Genomic DNA, 19103 nt, shown 5'->3' with positions numbered 1-19103 from the left:
AGCAGCGCCATTGCTCTGGCAAACGGCCCCACTGGTCTATTGTCTCTTTCACGAGAAATACAGCCACTATAACCGTGTTGCTTTCTTTACAGATTACCGCCTGAAGCCTTCTAGCCAGCGCGTAAGCTTGGTGATTAATGCTCACCTATTGCCTGATGCTGATCCGCAGATTAGAAGGAATAATATGAACGGAATTTCCTTTCCTCAGCACTCATTACGGGGCACTCATAAATTCACAGCATCCCCCGCAATGGGTGGGCGTCCCTTATTTCCCCTTTACCCTGTCTAACCGCTGCCACCCAGAAACAGAAAAAGCCTCTGCAAAGAGGCTTTTTCCTTATGACTGCCCAGCGCAGATGCGCTCAGAGTCGATTACTTCTCGGCGTCCAACGCCTGGTAATAATCCATCAGAATCTGGGCCACTTCGGGGCGCGAGAATTCCGGCGGCGGGGCAATGCCCTGGCCCAGCATCTCACGCACTTTGGTGCCTGACAGCAAAACAAAATCGTCTTTGGTGTGATCAGGCACATCACGCATCATCACCACGCGATCGAGCTTTTTCGAATAGGCGGTGTGGTCAGCTTCGAAGATTTTAATGTCCAGTGCACCCGCTGGCACTTTCTCCTGGAAGATGGTTTGTGCGTCGAAGGCGCCGTAATAATCACCCACACCGGCATGATCACGGCCAACAATCAAATGGCTGCAACCGCAGTTCTGGCGGAATACCGCATGCAGGACAGCTTCACGCGGCCCGGCGTACAACATGTCAAAACCGTAACCGGTAATCATCACGGTATTGGCCGGGAAATACACATCCACCATTTTGCGGATGGAGGCATCGCGTACCTCAGCCGGAATATCACCCTTCTTCAATTTACCCAGCAACATGTGAATCAGGATGCCATCGGCGTTCAGTGCTTCCTGGGCCATACGGCACAGTTCTTCATGGGCGCGATGCATCGGGTTACGGGTCTGGAAGGCAACGACATTATTCCAACCGCGCTCAACGAACTCATTGCGGATGGACACCGCGGTGCGGAAAGTGTCAGGGAAGTCGTCAGCAAAGTAAGAGTAGTTCAACACCTGGATGTCGCCGGAAACAATAAAATTGCCTGCAGCCAGGAAATTCGCCACGCCCGGGTGCTGCTTGTCGTTGGTGGCGAAGACCTGCTCAGCCACCGCTTCCAGTTCCGCGTCAGAGGCATCTTCTATCGCTGCCACGTCCATCACCGCAATCACCGGCTGCCCATCCACATTCGGGTCGCGCAGGGCAATACGCTTGGCGCCTTCAATGGCGCTGATATCCTTCAGCATATTAACGATCGGCACCGGCCAGAACAGGCCATCGGCAGTGGTCAGGTTTTCAGCCACTGAGAGCATATCCGCCTTGTTCATGTAACCGGACAGTGGGGTGAAATAACCGGCCCCCATCATCACCGCATTGGCGGCAGCTGCCGAACTGATCACCACCGACGGCAGGGACTCCGCCTCATGCTGCAAGGCAACGCGGGCAGCTTCATCGGCGACGTACAGAGGGGTTAATGTGTCCGCACCATGCGGCTTGACCAAAGCGACCATCTATTCACTCCAAATGCTTAATCAAAGGGGTATGCATGTAGCCGCGGAGTATAGCAAAGGACAAGCGTCAGGTCGGCCCGGGAGCGAGTAATAAGGAAAGAACGAAAAAATAAAGAAAGGGGCACGCCTGCCCAACCCGAAAAGCAGGTCATTAAAGAGTACAACTCATCGCAGCACGCTATCTCCCAATCCCTCTCGATCAAGTCAGTAGAGCCAGACAGAAAAGTGTCTTTATTCCCCATTCGCGGATCTCGGTACAGCCCCCACGCCTCCTTATTACAGCGGCCGAGCCACCCTACGATGCTCGCACGCTGCCCATGAGAGCGCTTGGACGCCCTGCACAGGCACCGCTTGGTGTCCGGAAACACTGGAATAGACCGTAAGCTCTGTCCAAATTTGCACCAGCCCAGTAATATATCCCTCCTCTGAAAACGTTTTAACGCGCCACATTAAGTTAAGGCAAAAAACAAAGAACAATAAGGAAAACAATTAGTTGAGCACAGGCCCCGGCGATAGTCTGGTATCGCTATATCAAAGCATCATTGACGCAGAGCAATTCCGTGCAGTGTTATTTTCCGAGCGTGGGGACAAGCAGGAATACGGCACACGCTCTCTTGATGCAATGGTTCGACAAATAGGGAAACAGCTTCAGGACTGCGGTATCGGACCCGGAGACGTAGTGCTGTACCAAGGCCATCAGAGCGATAACGCCTTTGCATGCTTTTGGGCAACAGTGCTGATCGGCGGCATTTTTGCCCCAGTGGACCCGGACTGGCCAGCTTACCTCAGTCGCAAAGCACTTGAGAAAGCCAAACCAGAGTGCATCATTGCTGCACCAGGCCTGACCAGCTTCTGGCAGGAAGCCGTCTCCATTCCTGTTCTGTCTACCCAGGTCGGCATTGCTACCGAAAATATCTCCGACACTGACCCCGCGTGGCATCCCCCCTCCCTGCCGAAAGACACTCCCGCAGCCTATTTATTTACCTCGGGTTCCACCGGGGACCCGAAGGCTGTGATATTGAGCCATGCCGCTCTTGTAATAAGTGCACATCTTGCGGTGTCCACATTTGAGTGGCAGACGGGAGAAATGCTTGTGAACCTGGCTGAGCCCCACACCATGAGCGGGCTGCGCAATGGTTTTCTGGCTGCACCACTTGCCGGCATGCACTGGGCATACAGGCCGGAACACGCTCGGCAATCCATTTTTCACCTGATCGATTTCCTGTCCCGCAGCCAACCTCACCGCCTGGTTGCCGCTCCTGTATTACTACGCCATCTTAACCTGCTGGGTCACCGGCTCGAGCCGCGGTCTCTTCAACGGTTGCAGGCGCTGTACTGCACCGGTGCAGACCTGCGAAATGAAGACGTTAAAGCGCTCTACCGAAGCCATGGCATTCCGGTGATCAACTACTACGGATTGACCGAAACGGTGGGGTTGTGTCTGAGCCAATCCCTGCAAGGCTGGTCACCTGAAGATGACTCTCTGGGGATGGCAGCCGGCTGCGAAATAAAAATAGATCCGCCCCCCTCCAAAGCGGAAGACACCGGTGAACTGTTAATTCGGCAACGCCATCCGATGACGGGATATCTTAACGATAAAGAAGCCACCACCAACCGCTTTGACGGAGAATGGATCCGCACCGGAGACTTGGTTTCCCAGCGTTGCGACGGTAGTTTCATCATGGTCGGGCGCAAAGACAGCTTTATCAAAACCTCTAGCACGGACCGCCTTTACCCCCAGGAAGTAGAAAGCGTTCTTGAAAGCCATCATCAGGTTCTTGAAGCTGCCTGCCTAGGCATTCAGGACAGATCCGGAAGCGAACACATTGCCGCCCTGATCGTTGCGTCCCCGTCAGCAAAAAATCCAGAGGGTCTTTCAAAGGCATTACGTGACTATGCCATAGCGCGTCTAGGCCCTCATCGCACTCCGACATCAATCCGAATGGTGGAGGCATTACCCCGAACGTCGAATGGCAAATTGCAACGAAACCACCTGAAGGACCTTATTGATGCTAACTGATCTATGCCCGGCAGCAAGCTGCTACCAACGACTGGCAGATGACGACAACCAGGTATGGCTTGTTGTTGGCACTCGCAAAATTCGCTTTTCTGAGCTAAAGAAAAATATCGAATCAATTGCTGGTTTAGTGGCACACCATAAGCTCCAGATAGGAGACCGGGTAGTCATAGCGAGCCATGATGATGCAGAAGTTGCACTGCTTTTTGTAGCGTTCATGTGTAATGGCATCACAGTCATTAACCTTGATCCAGAAACTGGCAGCGACAGAGCCTGTGCTCTTATCGACAAGGCGGAACCATCGTTGCTTATTGCCGACAGTACGCTTATTCAAGACTGGTCTCTGGGTAGCAAACCTATACTTACCCTCACGCTTTTTCCCTCTGCCACCAAAACAGGGCTAGCAGGGAAACTGTTCGGTAAAATGCCCAAACGCGAAGGGTTTCATGGGATACTCGATGAAGTCCAGAGAATGCCACCGCCCAGTGATATTCCTCAAGAGACTCTGGCCTATATCCTCTTTACCTCGGGCACAACAAGCCAGCCTAAAGGCGTCTCCATCAGCCACCGGGCCCTTTTTGCTCACCTGAACACTCTCTCTAGTCGTTTTGGGTACAGTGAAGATAGTCGCATCCTGAACATACTTATGCTCTCCCATGCTGACGGAATGATTCAGGGCCCTGTGATGGGTTTTTTCAATCACTCTGCTGTATATCGTCCCATTCGCTTCGAAATCACTCGTATCGATCAGCTTCTGGATGTTGTTTACCAGCTACGAATCAGCCATTTCGTTGCAGTACCTACTATGTTATCGCTGATACATCAATTCGGGCTGGATCAAACAGACGCATTCCAGGGCGGAGACTTCCGGTTATTAATTTCCTGCGGCGCCCAGCTTGAGCAAAAACTCTGGGAAGACTTTGAGGCCGCTTTCAACGTTCCCATCATCAATGTGTACGGGCTTACCGAAACGGTTGTTGGCGGCTGTTTTTCGGGCCCGGATGCAGAGTCACGCGCCCCAGGGAGCATTGGACAACCGGTTGACTGTGAATTCCTGATCGTCGATAGCCAGGGAGAACCGGTCACTGATGGAGAATCCGGCGAACTGCTGATCCGCGGCGATTTGCTCATGTCCGGCTACTTCCGCAATGAACCACTAACTCAGTCTGTATTACGAAATGGCTGGTTTTACACTGGAGACATCGCCCGCAAGGATGAGAGCAACCGTTACTGGATCATCGGCCGGGAAAAAAACATCATCATCAGGGGCGGGCTCAATATTCACCCGGAAGAAATCACTGAAGTAATTCAACGACACCCAAAGGTACAGGAAGCGATTACAGTGGGATTGCCTGATCCAGTATGGGGGGAAGTTGTTGCATCGCTGGTGGTGGTCTCAGACGAAACCGATGCTCAATCGCTGCAGACGTTCTGTTCCAGCCACCTGGAACCAAGAAAAGTGCCATCCCGTCTGAAGCTTATTAAAAGCCTGCCACGGGGTCGTTCAGGAAAAGTTATCATTGATGATGCTGTGCAACTACTTTTGGAAGAGACCGGTGGGATAGCAACGCAGCCCAGCAACGACTCCGAATTGGTCGGACGAATACTCGACATCACCGCACGCTGCCTGAGAGCAGAACGATCCAGCCTGAAAATTTCACATGGCCCAAATGACATCCCGGGATGGGACTCTCTGGCCCATCTGGAGTTGGTAGTAACACTGGAAAAGGAAATCGGTGTCAAGTTCAGTGCCCGTGAAATCATGTCCCTTGATAGGTTGGACAAGGTCCTTGAGAAGGTGGCAGAAAGATGAAGCAAGACGGGCAACCACCACTTGCTGTCATGATCGCAGCAGTGGGGCTGGCTGTTATCACCATAACCATACTGTGCAATCTACACAGGCTGGGGCCGGGGCTACCTGAAAGACTAAACCTGGAGCGTCTGTCACACGCTCCCGGCCCCCAAATAACGATTGTTGCAATCGGTACATCAAAGAGCCGCCATGGAATCCACTTCGACAGTGCTATTTCTGAAGCCCTTTCCCAAGCGGGGATATCAGCAAATTTCTATCGCATCACACACAGTAGCGCAACCATTCGTCAATTACGTCCAGCTCTGGATCACTTAACCCAAAACCCACCCGACCTTTTGTTACTGGAAAGCGATCTACTTATCTTTGAACCATGGGGAAAAAATAGGCGCATTCAATGGAATCTTCAACTCAAAAAAAACGTGCGAAAGATCATAGATTTACTCAGAAAAAAGAATATCACAAAGGAAAATTACGGCATTATTGCTTTTAAAAAAGCAGAGCTGTGTATAAAGGAAAAACCTTCTTTGCTAAAAAGGTTCGAAAAAAATGTTGAAACGCGCAAAGTAAGCTCTGAAAGCGAACGGGCCGACTATCATGACTACCTGATGCCGATGGTAGAACAGGGAACCCATGTGGTATTACTCGAACTTCCCCGCTCACCCGCTGCAAACGCTTTCTTTCCTCAGAAATTAAGAGTCGAAGCAAGCCGCTTGCGTACCCGCTATGCCGACATGCCAGGTTTCTCCAACTGGAAACCGCCACCGCTTCTTCTTCCCGAAATTGATTATTGTGATCACGGACATTTACGGGAAAGCGGTCGCGAGAAATTCAGCCAGTGGCTTGTGACCCAAATTGCCAATAGCCCATTCTCGCATAAAGGCTTAAGCGATGACTGACACCCCCTTGCTACTGGCTTACCTGTGCTGGACCCTCGGCGCGCTAATCCTAAGCTGGTGCGCTCCAACCCGGTGGCAGCCCATTGGCATTGCCACTTGTGGCATAGCCTTACTGGCTCACCTTGCACCTTTATCTCTTCTCTTTCTTGCCACCTCAACCCTGGTGACTTTTGCTGTTGTTCAGTGGTATCCAACTGGGCGCCCCGCGCTGTTGGCCAGCATAACCATACTTGCTGGAGGCTACCTTTCTTGTATGCTATCAGCGCAACAAACGGGAGAAGGAATCGCAACGACACTTATTCTTCCACTCGGGATGGCCTATTACACGCTGCGCTTGATTCACTACATGTTTGAATCTTTCAAGGGAACCCTGCGCGAACATAGCTTCTCTGAGTACCTGTGCTACCAGTTCCTTCCTGCCACTCTTCCAGTCGGCCCTATTCATCGATTCGATGAATTTACCCGCGATCTAAGAAGAAGACGATGGGATGCATCTCTTTTTGTCAGTGGCAATCGAAGGGTCATCTACGGATTAGCCAAGATCATTATCATTGGCAACTATCTGCTTGATATCAAACTCGAAGGTCAGTTTCAGGCCTGGGCCCACCAGCCGGGAGTGATCGGAGTTTATTTCTCCGCAATAATATTCTGGCTGCGTTTATACATTATGTTTAGCGGATTCAGTGATCTCGCTGTAGGACTATCCGCAATGATGGGCTTTAGAATAAGGGAGAACTTTAACTGGCCATTTCTCTCAAGAAATATCAGCGAGTTCTGGCAACGATGGCATATTTCACTCTCTACTTGGTGCAGGGACTATATCTACACCCCAGTTCTGGCAAGTGGAAGAAGCCACAGTCTGGCGGTCATATCATCAATGGTTGTATTGGGGCTGTGGCATGAGCCGTCATTGCGATACATTCTTTGGGGCGCCTACCACGGCCTCGGGATCACATTGTACCGGGCCTTCTCAGCTCGCGCGTCTAACGCCATTGACACGCTGCCCGCGCCACTAAAAATTATCTGGCAGTGTGCGGCGATATTGATAACGCTGCACTTCGTGCTATTCAGTTTCCCCGTCACACAAAGCATCGAACATTGGCTAATAGGGAAGTGACCTATGTATACCTGGTTTTGTAAAAAGCTTCCTCGCCCGCTCGTCAATACCTTTTATTGCTTGTGGTACGCGGCCCTCATCGTGTTGATCGTCTACTTCTCCGGCCTACCCCAAGCGCAACTGGTCTATCTTCACGGGTAACGTATTATGCACCAGTCCATCATTGAAAAAATCGCCTGCCCCAGCTGTCAACGTCCTTACCAAAAGGTTTCTCATCACAGCGACAAAGAACGACTACTTAACGGATACCTGGAGTGTAACGGCTGCGCGATCATCATCCCCGTGATTGACGGCTTCGCCTTCTTCACTGAACCCCGGCTTCATCCCGAACAGGCCAGTCCCGAAGCGCTGATAACCCTTGGCAATAAACTTTTCGGCACAGCTGAAGATTTTGATCAATACCATCACCAGAAAAACTGCCGTGGTGCTATTGAGGTCTACGCTGCCTTCCAACCCTTCAACGAATCAACACGTGCATTTACCCCGCTCATCCCACATTTAGAAGGGCAACTTGTCGAGAACGATCTTATTCTAGACACATGGGGACGTACAGGCTGGAGCGGAGAATGGCTGGCAGGGCTCTTCCCGAATCAACGCATTCTGTCTATCTGGGAAGGGAATAGCAGTGTGCTGGCCTATCGAGGTTATCGGCACTTGCTGGCCATGAAAAACAGAGCACCCAACCTCGATATTATTTTCACCCACCCCGAGCGGCCGATCCCCCTTGATTCTGGCTCAGTTGGGTTGGTGTATGGGCTGGATTCTTTACATCGATATAGTTTCTACCCTTTCGTCTCTGAATGTCTGCGAATCACCAAGCCGGAGGGGGCATGTGTTTTTCCACACATACATCTTACCAATAGCGAACCCAGCCCCTGGTTTGATAGGGGCTGCAACCAATTCCATGGTCAGGATTATCGAAAGTGGTTGCAAAGACTGAGTGCCAATAATGATCGTCAAGGTTGGGTATTGAGTGAGGAGAATCTTTTTGAAGGCCCTTCGCTGGCGCCCTTAGAGGATGACAGTGATACCTCTCATTACAACGGACTGGTTTTTATTCTTCCCTCTTCTTTTTCTCCTGCTCTTCCGCCCCCGGTGACACAAGCCATGCCGGCTTCATCTACCCGATATCTGGTCAACCCCCTGTTGCGCTTCGACCCAATTCGCAGCACAACCTCTGTGAGCAAAACGTTACACAATGGTGAGGCCGAGCACCTCTTGCTACGCCACCCTGTATACCAGAAGCGTCTTCCTGACACGCCTCTTGCATTGAGTAGGCTCGACTGGGTTGCCCTGATACATGCTATGAACGGAGCGACGGCTGACAGGATTTCGCGCCAGGGATCTGGCCTTGTAGAAACCCTGGAGCGGCTGGCACTTTCCGAGGTTGTGTTACCCGAAAAAGTCTCTTTATCAGCCCATCGACTTCAGCGCTTCCATAGCAACCAGTTACCTGTCGAACAGATCTCCACCCGTTATTTTTGGTCCGCTTGGGAACACAGCGATGCAAATATGGAGATCCCCTCTCTTGGTGAATTGTCCGCTGGGGAACTAGTACAACTCGGGACCGGATTGGCAGCCCTGCTGCTGCAGGAAGGTGTACGCCCGGGGACACGGATAACCCTCTCGGGAAACTCAGCGCCCTTGTTTACTATAACAGGGCTGGTTGCCGCCTCTCTCGGTGCAACGGCAGGGTTTGAAGAATGCGCAGTCGAAAGCAGGTGCAGCCACACGAGTGCAGTGTCCGGAAAAGCGCATTCCAGCACCCCCGCTGAGTTATTGGATAAGCTGGGTAATCTGCCGCAGCCCTGGCCTGCACTTTCCTGTTTGCAGGGTGGCAAAATTGAGTTCCAGGTGGGCACAGAAAGAGTGAATTTCTCTCTGGAAGAGCTTTTCAATGCCTGTGTGGCACTGAAACATCAAATAGGGATACCCGATTGGGCCACCCCGGAAGGGGACGCATGGCAACAACTGATCATCCTCACCTGCAAAGCCCTGTCAAATCATAGCGCCCACAATCAATAAACGTCTAGTGCTGACTATCAGAACCCGCCCTGCCCCACTGGTAACCTCGCGCAGAAGGAGCAGCCTGGCGAAAAGGCAGCCTTCTCGATATGAACAGGAACAAGTGTAGCGAAGTAAGGAAAGTGCGAGTGCGACACAGCGTCGCACTCAAGTATTAAACGATCGGCGGCTCCCCCGACAAGATCGACCCTTCTTCAATATCTGTGGTAAAGACTTCCAGGGATTCCGCCACTTCGCTGACTTCCTCGAAGCGAGCAATGTGATACAAGGCTTCGCCTTCATTCACCAGCGGCAAGTTGTTGCGGCCCACCAGAATACCCGATGCAGGAGAAATAATATCCACGTCGTCGCCACCAAACGGGCTGGAAATACGGCCGATCAAGTCGCCGCTTTTAATCCAGGCGCCCAGCGCCACCAGCGACAGGAACACGCCATCGCGCTCCGCTCGTACCCAGCTTGAGGAGCGAGCGATATAAGGCTCACGCGGGGCTTTGGTTCGGCGGTTACCGGTCATACCCAGGTGATGCATCACATTGAGCACGCCTTTCACGCCGGCCCGGATGCAGGACTCATCAAAGCGCAGCGCTTCGCCGGCTTCATAGGTAATCACCGGAATGCCTTGGGCTTCTGCTACTTCGCGCAAGGTGCCTTCGCCCAGTACCGAGTTAATCACCACCGGCACGCCAAAGGCGTTGGCCATGGCACCGGTATCTTCGTTGGACAGGTTGGCCCGAATTTGCGGCAGGTTATCGCGATGAATAGCGCCGGTGTGCAGATCCACCGCATGGCTAACCCGATCCAGCACTTGAGTTTTGAACTGCCACGCCATGCGCGCGCCCAAACTGCCGGTTTCCGAACCGGGAAAACAGCGGTTCAAGTCCCGGCGATCTGGCAAGTAGCGAGATTTATGAATAAAGCCAAACACATTTACCACCGGCACCGCCAGTACGGTACCGCTGAGGGTCTTTAATGCGGAGTGGCGCAACAGGCGGCGAATGATTTCTACGCCGTTGAGTTCGTCACCATGAATAGCCGCGCTGACCATAAATACCGGCCCCGGCTTGCGCCCATGAACCACATGGATCGGTACGTTCAATGGTGTCTGGGTATAAAGCTGCGCTAACGGCAATTCTACTTTCGCCCGGGTGCCCGGTTGAACCGTAATGCCGTTGATTTCAAAGGGAGCATTTTTAGGTTCTTTGCTATTTTTCATTTCTTATTCATTACCTTGCAGGGAAACCACCGCGATGCAGACCTTTTGCAGGAACCGCTTGAGAGGCGAATGGTGCCTGCCCATTTTCTCTCAAGCGGCTCCTGTGGTGGCCACGGTCAGCCTTTGGCCCCTTTTGTCTGGGTTCTGTAGGGCCGCGCATCCTTTTCGATGAACTTGATCAGCAAACCGGCCACATCCTTGCTAGTGGCAGCTTCAATGCCTTCCAGGCCCGGCGAAGAGTTTACTTCCATAACCACAGGGCCATGGTGTGAGCGCAGGAGATCCACACCGGCCACATTGAGGCCCATTATGCGTGCGGCACGCACGGCGGTGGCCCGTTCTTCCGGAGTAATGCGGATCAGGCTGGCACTGCCACCGCGGTGCAGGTTGGAGCGAAATTCACCCGGTGCGGCCTGGCGCTTCATGGCCGCAATCACCTTGCCACCTACCACGAAACAGCGGATATCCGCACCACCGGCTTCCTTGATGTACTCTTGCACCATCACCGACACGTTTAAACCCATAAAGGCTTCGATTACCGATTCTGCCGCCTTGCGTGTTTCCGCCAGCACCACACCGATCCCCTGGGTGCCTTCCAGCATCTTGATCACCAGCGGAGCACCGCGAACCATGTTGATCAGATCAGGAATGTCATCCGGAGAGTGAGCAAAGCCGGTAATCGGCAGGCCAACCCCTTTACGCGACAAGAGCTGCAAAGAGCGAAGTTTATCCCGGGAGCGAGAGATCGCCACCGATTCATTCACCGGAAACACACCCATCATTTCGAACTGGCGCACTACCGCCGTGCCGTACTGGGTAATCGAGGCGCCGATACGAGGGATCACTGCATCAAAGCCTTCCAGCACTTCACCTTTGTAATGAATCTCCGGCTTGTGGGCCACCATACTCATATAGCAACGCAGGGTGTCGATGACGTGCATTTCATGGCCCGCCGCTTCACCGGCTTCGACCATGCGACGAGTGGAGTACAAACGCTTGTTTCGAGAAAGAATCGCAATTTTCATGGTTGCTCTTTTGTGCCGCCCAGTAGGAATGACGCTGTCGGGTCCACGGTTATCAAGTCCATGGCAGTTCGCCCCAGCAGCATGCGGAATTTCATGTTTTCACGGTCAGTGAGGGTGATTTCAATGGGCCAGTGACGCCCGCCCAGCGCAATCTCAGTGCGAATCACCGGGCGCTCCTCCTTGTGCCCACCGGAGTCGGTGACCACACGGCGGTCCAGCACCGGAGCTTCGCATTCACGAATGGTGTCCTGATCTTGAATCGGATGGATGCAGAAACGCACCCATTCGTTGCCGTCGCGCTCAAAACCTTCTACCTGATAGGCGTGCAACGCCGAAGTGCGGGCGCCAGTGTCCACCTTCATCTTGATGGCGTCGATACCCAACCCAGGCAACGTCGCCCACTCCCGCCAACCAACCGTCACCTTGTTGCTCGCCTGCGAATCGTGTGATGCCATCACTCACGCCCTAGCAATTCGATTTTGTATCCATCCGGGTCCTGGGCAAAGGCCAGTACCGTGGTGCCATGCTTCATGGGCCCCGGCTCACGGGTAATACGGCCGCCTTTTTCCCGAATACGCTCACAAGCAGCGTACACGTCGTCTACCGCCAGAGCCACATGGCCATAGCCGTCGCCCAAATCATAAGAGGAGTGGTCCCAGTTGTAGGTCAGCTCCAACACCGCCCCTTCGGATTCCGGCTGATACCCCACGAAAGCATTGGTAAAGCGCCCTTCCGGGTAGTCTTTACGGCGCAATTCGGTCATCCCCAGCACCTGGGTATAGAAAACGATGGACGCATCAAGGTCGCCCACACGCAGCATGGTATGTAGGATTCGCATAGAAGAACCGCTCCTGATTCGATAAAACGCTGCGGGCTTCACTGTGGCTGCCCTGCCAAGGCGGAGTGTGGTGTCAGTGAGGGAAATTGACAAGAAAAAAACCGTAAAGCCGATAGTCAAGGCCCGCCGCCAGGCCAGAGGCGAGGTCTCTCGCGCGTCTGGCAACAAGCGTCCAGCCACATCCACCGGGCCACTTCCTAGCCACGGGCGTAATTGAACACGGGCATCTGGTCGGGGCCACTTCATGATATATAGCCGTGATCACCATCTTTGCTGGCAGCCAGCCCATACGGCTGTTTCTTAATGCGGGCTTTCAGCCGTAACTACAATCATTCCGTCCCCACGGCCACGAAGAAGCGTGCTGCCACCCGCGCTCAACACGATACCGTGGTGAGTGTAATCGTTCACGCACACTTTCCGTTTTCACCAGCAGAGCTCTCAGATCCTGGGGGGGTCAACACCCGGAATATTTTTACTCTGGCATGCCGTATTCCACAAAGCCGTGTAGAACACCGGGAAATAGTTGCCCCTCTACAGTGGCAAAGATTCCACGATCTAAAGGCAACTTACTGGTTGTTATATAACCAATGACACTGAAAACCAGCCACAAAAAAACCGCCACGAACCTGGGGTTCGCGGCGGTTTTCCTGCTGTATGCAGGGTGCTGCGTTTCTTAGCTCAGCTTACGCCCGGTTTTGGCCGCAATACGCAGGCGCAGAGCATTCAGCTTGATAAACCCTTCCGCGTCTTTCTGATCATAGGCTCCGGCATCGTCTTCAAAAGTAGCGATGGAGGCGTCGAACAGGCTGTCACTGTCGGAACGACGACCCACCACAGTCACGCTGCCTTTATAGAGCTTCAAGCGCACTTCACCGTTCACGTGTTCCTGGGTGGCATCGATCAGCTTCTGCAGCGCCAGGCGTTCCGGGCTCCACCAGTAACCGTTGTACAGCAGCTCCGCGTACTTGGGCATTACCGAATCTTTCAAGTGTGCGGATTCACGATCCAGCGTTAGAGACTCGATAGCACGGTGAGCCGGCAACATGATAGTGCCACCGGGGGTTTCATAGCAGCCACGGGACTTCATGCCCACATAGCGGTTTTCCACGATATCCAGGCGGCCAATGCCGTTATCTCCGCCCAGCTTGTTCAGCTTGGTCAGCACGTCGGCCGGACTCAATGTTTCGCCGTCGATGGAAACAATATCGCCCTTCTCAAAGCCCAAAGTGATATAGGTGGCCTGGTCGGGGGCCGCTTCCGGGCTAACACTCCAGCGCCACATGTCTTCTTCTGCTTCCCACCATGGGTCTTCAAGGTTGCTGCCTTCATAAGAGATGTGCAGCAGGTTGGCATCCATGGAGTACGGAGATTTCTTCTTCTTGTTGGAGAAATCCACCGGAATATTGCGCTCCTCACAGTACGCCATCAGCTTTTCGCGGGAGTTCAAGTCCCACTCCCGCCAGGGAGCAATCACTTGGATACCCGGCGCCAGGGCGTAGGCACCCAGCTCGAAACGGACCTGATCATTACCTTTGCCGGTGGCACCATGAGAAATGGCATCAGCGCCGGTTTCTTCGGCAATTTCCACCAGACGCTTGGCGATCAGCGGGCGGGCGATAGACGTACCCAGCAGATATTCACCTTCGTAAATGGCATTGGCACGGAACATAGGGAAGACATAGTCACGGACGAACTCTTCGCGCAGGTCTTCAATGTAGATCTCTTTCACGCCCATGGCTTCTGCCTTGGCCCGGGCCGGCTCCACTTCCTCACCCTGACCGATATCCGCGGTGAACGTCACCACTTCACAGTCATAGGTATCTTGCAGCCATTTGACGATAACCGAGGTATCCAGGCCACCGGAATAAGCCAGTACCACCTTGTTGATCTTGGACATTGAAAAGACTCCGCAAATGGGTCGCCGGCAGCGCATGAGCCAGCGCCCGATGAATCGTGAGGCATATAGAGGGGGCGTATTGTACCCGCCTGCCCCCTTGCCCGTCACCTCCATGACGGCCGCGCGAGCGGTTTCACCTGTTGCCTGCGTAGCTATTCCGGTAGCATAAGCCCCCCTCGCCGTTGCGCTTAGCGTTTCTGTGGGGTCTTTATGTTTGATGGAGTGATCATGAGCGATCAGCATCCCAGCCTGGCGCTACGTTTCCGCGGCTTTTTGCCCGTCGTTATCGACGTGGAAACCGGGGGATTTAATTCCCAAACCGACGCGCTGCTGGAAATCGCCGCCGTTTTGATTGAAATGGACGCCCAGGGCAATCTGCGGCCATCCACCCGCATCCAGTTTCATGTGGACCCGTTCCCCGGAGCCAACCTGGAACAGGCTGCACTGGATTTTACCGGTATCGACCCAAACAACCCGTTGCGCGGTGCGGTACCGGAAGAAACCGCCCTCAAGGGTGTCTTCGAGCCTGTGCGCAAGGCGATAAAACAACACGGCTGCAACCGTGCGGTGCTGGTAGGACATAACAGTTTCTTCGATCAGGGCTTTTTGAACGCCGCCACCGACCGCACCGACATTAAGCGTAACCCGTTCCACCCGTTCTCCAGCTTCGATACTGCTGCTCTGGCCGGGCTGGTCTACGGGCAGACGGTGCTGGCGAAAGCCTGTGAAGCCGCCGGTATCCGCTTCAGCCAGCGCGAGGCTCATTCCGCGCTGTATGACGCCACCCGCACCGCAGAACTGTTCTGCTCCATGGTCAATCGCTTCAAGACCCTCGGCGGCTGGCCACCCCCACCCGCAAAAACCATCCCGCCAACACTGGCGAAAGAGTTGGATTGAATTAACGCAACACCCTTCACGACGGCACGCACACGCTAACGCCACCACGTTCCCGCGTGTGGCGTGCCGCATGAAGCACAAAAAAAAGGGCGCTATTTCTAGCGCCCCTTTTCTTTGTGCGGCTTTTATTACAACTTGTCGGCATTACCAGACAGGTACTCGGCCACGCCGTCCGGGGTGTCCTTCATACCGGAATCGCCTTTCTGCCAACCCGCCGGGCATACTTCACCGTGCTCTTCGTGGAACTGCAGGGCATCAACCAGACGAATCAGCTCGTCCATGTTACGGCCCAGCGGCAGATCGTTAACGATCTGGCTGCGCACCACACCGTTCTGGTCGATCAGGAACACGCCACGGAAAGCCATGCCGCCTTCAGACTCAACGTCGTAGGACTGGGCGATACCGTGGTTCATGTCAGCGGCCAAGGTGTATTTCACTGGGCCGATGCCGCCATCGTTAACGGGGGTGTTACGCCATGCATTGTGAGTAAAGTGACTATCGATGGAAACGCCAATCACTTCAACATTGCGTTCTTTGAACGCGTCCATACGATGATCCAGAGCGATCAGCTCGGACGGGCACACGAAGGTGAAGTCCAGCGGGTAGAAGAATACCAGGCCATACTTGCCTTTAATGGCTTCGGACAGGGTGAACTCATCAACGATGCTGCCATCGCCCAATACAGCAGGAACAGTAAAATCCGGTGCAGGTTTACCTACCAGAACGCCCATTGTTTCTCTCCATTGTTTCCATTTATACGATATAGCCAGAACAATACCGTCTCTCTGGCCGCTTGAAATCAGTGCAGCAAATCATACAACGCCCATGGCAATACTGCATTGGGCTAGTGCCGCATTGGACAATCATGGGGATTGTGCCTCGGCTTTCAACAGGCAAAAGGCTTTCTTTAGCAGGAATCTGCATCGTTTGCGCAAAACGACGCCAATTCAGGGCTAGGGCAGGTATTAATCAACTGCACCCGATCAGCAAGAATGCCACAAACAAAATACGCCATAGACAAAAAACCCGGCGCTAAGGCCGGGTTTTACGTAATGCCAACGCTCTATTCAAGCGTTGTCATCCGATTCCACGGCAACGCCGTCAACCATCTCTTTAAGCTGACCAGAACGGTACATATCCATAATGATATCGCAGCCGCCGACCAATTCGCCGCCCACCCACAACTGCGGGTAAGTCGGCCAGTTGGCATATTCTTTCAGATTCTGACGAATTTCCGGGGCTTCCAGAATATTCACATAGGCAAACGGCTTGCCAATGGCGGTCATCGCCTCCACCACCTGTGCGGAAAACCCACACTGGGGAAACTGGGGGGACCCTTTCATGTAGAGGATCACCGGGTTCTTTTCGATCTGGTCTTTGATGACCTGGATAACATCCATACTGACTACCTGGCGGTTGTGGGGTGTATTGGCTGTGATTGGCCACTATTCTACCACTGATGGCCCTGCCCATCCCAGATGGGGTCGCAGAGGCGCAGCTTCAAGAGGCCCGAAAACAGAAAAGAGAGCCGAAGCCCCCTTTCCCATGTCACCAATAGCATCTTAGAAATGCACTTTCATGCCCACGTAGCCAGTACGCGGCTTGTTGGGGCGAGCACCGGCAGGATCACGAGAAACGATTTCTTGATCGTCAAATACGTTATCCACCTTGGCATACACTTCCATATCACTGTTCACCTGATAAGTCGCCACGATATCGGCAATCACGTAATCGCTGGTGCGTTTGAACGTAGTGACCTGACCAGAGCGGTCACAGCTATTATCCACGCACATACCATCGGTATGGCTGACGGACATCAGTGCAGACCAGGCCGCCGGTTTTTCCAGGCCAAAAGTGAGGCTGGCTAAATGCTCAGGCAGGTAAGGCAGAACATCCCCGTCCAGCACGGACAAATCATCCGCATCTTTGGTGATTTCACCGTCGGTGTAGGTATAAGCCAGCCGTACCGGCGCTCGCAGGCCGCTATCACCTTCCCAGATCACACTGCTCAAGCCCACTTCCAGACCCCGTACTTCGGACTCACCAAAGCTCTGGGTGCCAGAGTCATTGCCATTGGGGCATGGATTAGCAATGGAACAGTTCTGAATGGTGTTTTCATAATCGCTGTAGAACGCAATCACATCCGCACTGAAGTTTTCCTGCCAGTAGCGGAAACCGGTTTCGTAGTTAACGCTTTTTTCCGCATCGGTGCCTTTCTGGGAAGACGCGCCTGCCGGAGCAAAACCCTGATGAACACCCGCTAACACCGACCAATTGTCATTGAGCAGCCAAGTAGCGCCCAGCCCCGCCATCAGCTCTTCGTTACGGTTTTCAGTGCGTGAACTTACCGTGTCGCGTGCCGGGTCGCCCCAGCGCTTGCTCTTGCTTTCCACGTTCTCGTAACGCAATGAGCCGGTGACGATGAAATCACCAACATACGCGTGGTCTATGATCCAGGCAGACACCGCATCCGCATTTTCCAGACGGTTATCACCACCCGTGGGCAAAGTAGACGTCTGGTATTCCAAGCTACCATTAGTCTGGTCAAAGGTATCCGTGGGCTGGTAGCGGTCCACCTCGTCTTGATGGTAACGGGCCCCGACAATCAGGTCATTGTCCACTGAACCGGTCTGGAAACGGTGATTCAATTCAGTCTGCACACCTTCGGAGATGTATTCCCGATCATTGTTCTTGTAAACCAAATCCGTGGCATCAGCAGTACCATCCAGGACGGCCTGCTTAGTGCCGCCATTGGCGTTAGCGTCCGCCACAAAACCACCAATACTCTGGCCACCAATACTGGCCAATTTGTACCAGTTACGGTTGAACTCGTTACGATACACCACAGAGTTCAACTGGGTATTCTCGTCAAACACCAAAGTATGGCGCAAAGATACCGCATCACGATCATTATCCATCTGATCGATATCACTCATACCGTAGCGACGGTTGGCATCGTTTTCGAAATCCCGGTCGGTCAGGCCCAGGTAGGTTTCGTCAGAAACCTCACTGGAATGCTCCAGCTTCAACTCAAATGCCTGTTGAATATCTGCAGTTTCCGGGGCCTGCCAGCGCAGCTTGGCGACATAGTCACGCTTATCAAAACCACTATCGCGGTTGGAGCGGTCGATATCCTTGAAACCTTGGGCTCGTTGTTGATGGGCTTCCAGCATGAAACCAAACTGGCCTTCGGTGGCACCATAATAGGCATGGGCGCGTTGCGACCCATCTTCACCACCTTCCACATTCACCATGCCGGACGCACGGGCAGGAATCGGGGTAGACAGGAAGTTAATGGCTCCGCCCACGGTAAAGGGGCCATAACGCAGAGTATCCGGCCCTTTCAACACCTCAACACCGTAGAAACGGCCGGCACTGGGGAAGTAGTAAGCGGCCGGAGCAGCATAAGGGGCCGGCGCAATCAACACACCATCTTCCATTAGCGAGATCTTACTGGAACGCTCTCGGCCAGAACCACGGATACCGATATTTGGGCGCAAGCCGTAACCGTCTTCTTCCTGGAAATACACGCCGGGCACGTCGCGCAGCATGCGGTGCACATCGGTGTTTTCCTTTTCTTCCAAATCTTCGTTAGTAAGCACGTGCGCAGAACCACTGACGCTAAAAGTGCTCTGACGATCCCCAATAATCTGTACCGGTTTCAGCTCATTGGCTTGATCAGCAAAAGCTGGAGCGGCCATGGCGGAGGCGATGGCACAGCAAAGCAAGCGGCGCTGCAAATACATGACTTTTCCCTTCCCGACGCAAATGTAAATAGTGTAAGCGC

15 protein-coding genes are annotated in these 19103 nt (G+C 53.5%); 6 read left to right on the top strand and 9 right to left on the bottom strand.

Going from position 1 to position 19103, the window contains the following annotated elements; all coding sequences use genetic code 11:
- Positions 1-372: 372 nt before the first annotated feature.
- Complete coding sequence (sat, locus tag ABNH10_RS00185) at positions 373-1578, bottom strand: sulfate adenylyltransferase (protein ID WP_349384201.1); 1206 nt, start codon at positions 1576-1578, stop codon at positions 373-375.
- A gap of 493 nt (positions 1579-2071) precedes the next feature.
- On the opposite strand from sat, the gene ABNH10_RS00180 reads away from it, so the two are divergent.
- The 5 genes from ABNH10_RS00180 (at position 2072) to ABNH10_RS00160 (ending at position 9446) form a co-directional block, all read left to right on the top strand.
- Positions 2072-3598 (top strand): class I adenylate-forming enzyme family protein, encoded by a 1527-nt coding sequence (locus ABNH10_RS00180; RefSeq protein ID WP_349384200.1) that lies wholly within the window; start codon positions 2072-2074, stop codon positions 3596-3598.
- Positions 3588-5408, top strand: a complete 1821-nt coding sequence (locus ABNH10_RS00175; protein WP_349384199.1) for an AMP-binding protein — start codon at positions 3588-3590, stop codon at positions 5406-5408. Before ABNH10_RS00180 ends, ABNH10_RS00175 begins: the two co-directional genes overlap by 11 nt.
- Positions 5405-6304, top strand: coding sequence for a hypothetical protein (locus tag ABNH10_RS00170; RefSeq protein ID WP_349384198.1), 900 nt, complete (start codon positions 5405-5407; stop codon positions 6302-6304). The genes ABNH10_RS00175 and ABNH10_RS00170 overlap by 4 nt, the downstream gene beginning before the upstream one ends.
- Positions 6297-7421: an MBOAT family O-acyltransferase gene (locus tag ABNH10_RS00165; protein ID WP_349384197.1), complete on the top strand. Its 1125-nt coding sequence runs from the start codon at positions 6297-6299 to the stop codon at positions 7419-7421. The genes ABNH10_RS00170 and ABNH10_RS00165 overlap by 8 nt, the downstream gene beginning before the upstream one ends.
- A gap of 147 nt (positions 7422-7568) precedes the next feature.
- On the top strand, positions 7569-9446 hold the full coding sequence (locus tag ABNH10_RS00160; RefSeq protein ID WP_349384196.1) for a hypothetical protein: 1878 nt from the start codon (positions 7569-7571) through the stop codon (positions 9444-9446).
- A gap of 154 nt (positions 9447-9600) precedes the next feature.
- Here ABNH10_RS00160 and ABNH10_RS00155 read toward each other — a convergent pair whose 3' ends face one another.
- From ABNH10_RS00155 to ABNH10_RS00135, 5 genes are all read right to left on the bottom strand, one after another.
- The gene (locus tag ABNH10_RS00155; protein WP_349384195.1) at positions 9601-10659 is read right to left on the bottom strand and encodes a succinylglutamate desuccinylase/aspartoacylase family protein; all 1059 of its coding nucleotides are present in this window, start codon (positions 10657-10659) and stop codon (positions 9601-9603) included.
- Between the two features lie 116 nt (positions 10660-10775).
- Positions 10776-11684 (bottom strand): 30S ribosomal protein S6--L-glutamate ligase, encoded by a 909-nt coding sequence (rimK, locus tag ABNH10_RS00150; RefSeq protein ID WP_349384194.1) that lies wholly within the window; start codon positions 11682-11684, stop codon positions 10776-10778.
- Entirely contained in the window at positions 11681-12139 is a 459-nt protein-coding gene (locus ABNH10_RS00145; protein ID WP_349384193.1) for an ATP-dependent zinc protease family protein, read from the bottom strand. The genes rimK and ABNH10_RS00145 overlap by 4 nt, the downstream gene beginning before the upstream one ends.
- A complete protein-coding gene (gloA, locus tag ABNH10_RS00140; RefSeq protein ID WP_349384192.1) occupies positions 12139-12522 on the bottom strand; it encodes a lactoylglutathione lyase in 384 nt (127 codons plus the stop codon). Before gloA ends, ABNH10_RS00145 begins: the two co-directional genes overlap by 1 nt.
- Positions 12523-13195: 673 nt before the next feature.
- On the bottom strand, positions 13196-14419 hold the full coding sequence (locus ABNH10_RS00135; protein ID WP_349384191.1) for an argininosuccinate synthase: 1224 nt from the start codon (positions 14417-14419) through the stop codon (positions 13196-13198).
- 228 nt (positions 14420-14647) lie between these two features.
- Here ABNH10_RS00135 and rnt point away from each other — a divergent pair, with 228 nt between their 5' ends.
- Positions 14648-15316, top strand: coding sequence for a ribonuclease T (gene rnt, locus ABNH10_RS00130; protein WP_349384190.1), 669 nt, complete (start codon positions 14648-14650; stop codon positions 15314-15316).
- 128 nt (positions 15317-15444) lie between these two features.
- Here the strand turns inward: rnt and ABNH10_RS00125 are convergent, their stop codons facing one another.
- From ABNH10_RS00125 to ABNH10_RS00115, 3 genes are all read right to left on the bottom strand, one after another.
- Positions 15445-16047: a peroxiredoxin gene (locus ABNH10_RS00125; protein WP_007148668.1), complete on the bottom strand. Its 603-nt coding sequence runs from the start codon at positions 16045-16047 to the stop codon at positions 15445-15447.
- 336 nt (positions 16048-16383) lie between these two features.
- Complete coding sequence (gene grxD / locus ABNH10_RS00120; protein ID WP_349384189.1) at positions 16384-16716, bottom strand: Grx4 family monothiol glutaredoxin; 333 nt, start codon at positions 16714-16716, stop codon at positions 16384-16386.
- 162 nt (positions 16717-16878) lie between these two features.
- Positions 16879-19062 carry a TonB-dependent receptor family protein gene (locus tag ABNH10_RS00115; protein ID WP_349384188.1) on the bottom strand — a complete coding sequence of 728 codons (2184 nt, stop codon included), beginning with the start codon at positions 19060-19062 and terminating at the stop codon, positions 16879-16881.
- Positions 19063-19103: the final 41 nt, after the last annotated feature.

This window comes from Alcanivorax sp. (assembly GCF_040119285.1).
GTDB lineage: Bacteria > Pseudomonadota > Gammaproteobacteria > Pseudomonadales > Alcanivoracaceae > Alcanivorax.
Note: the sequence above shows the minus strand (reverse complement) of the source record. Positions and strands in the feature narration are given on the sequence as shown.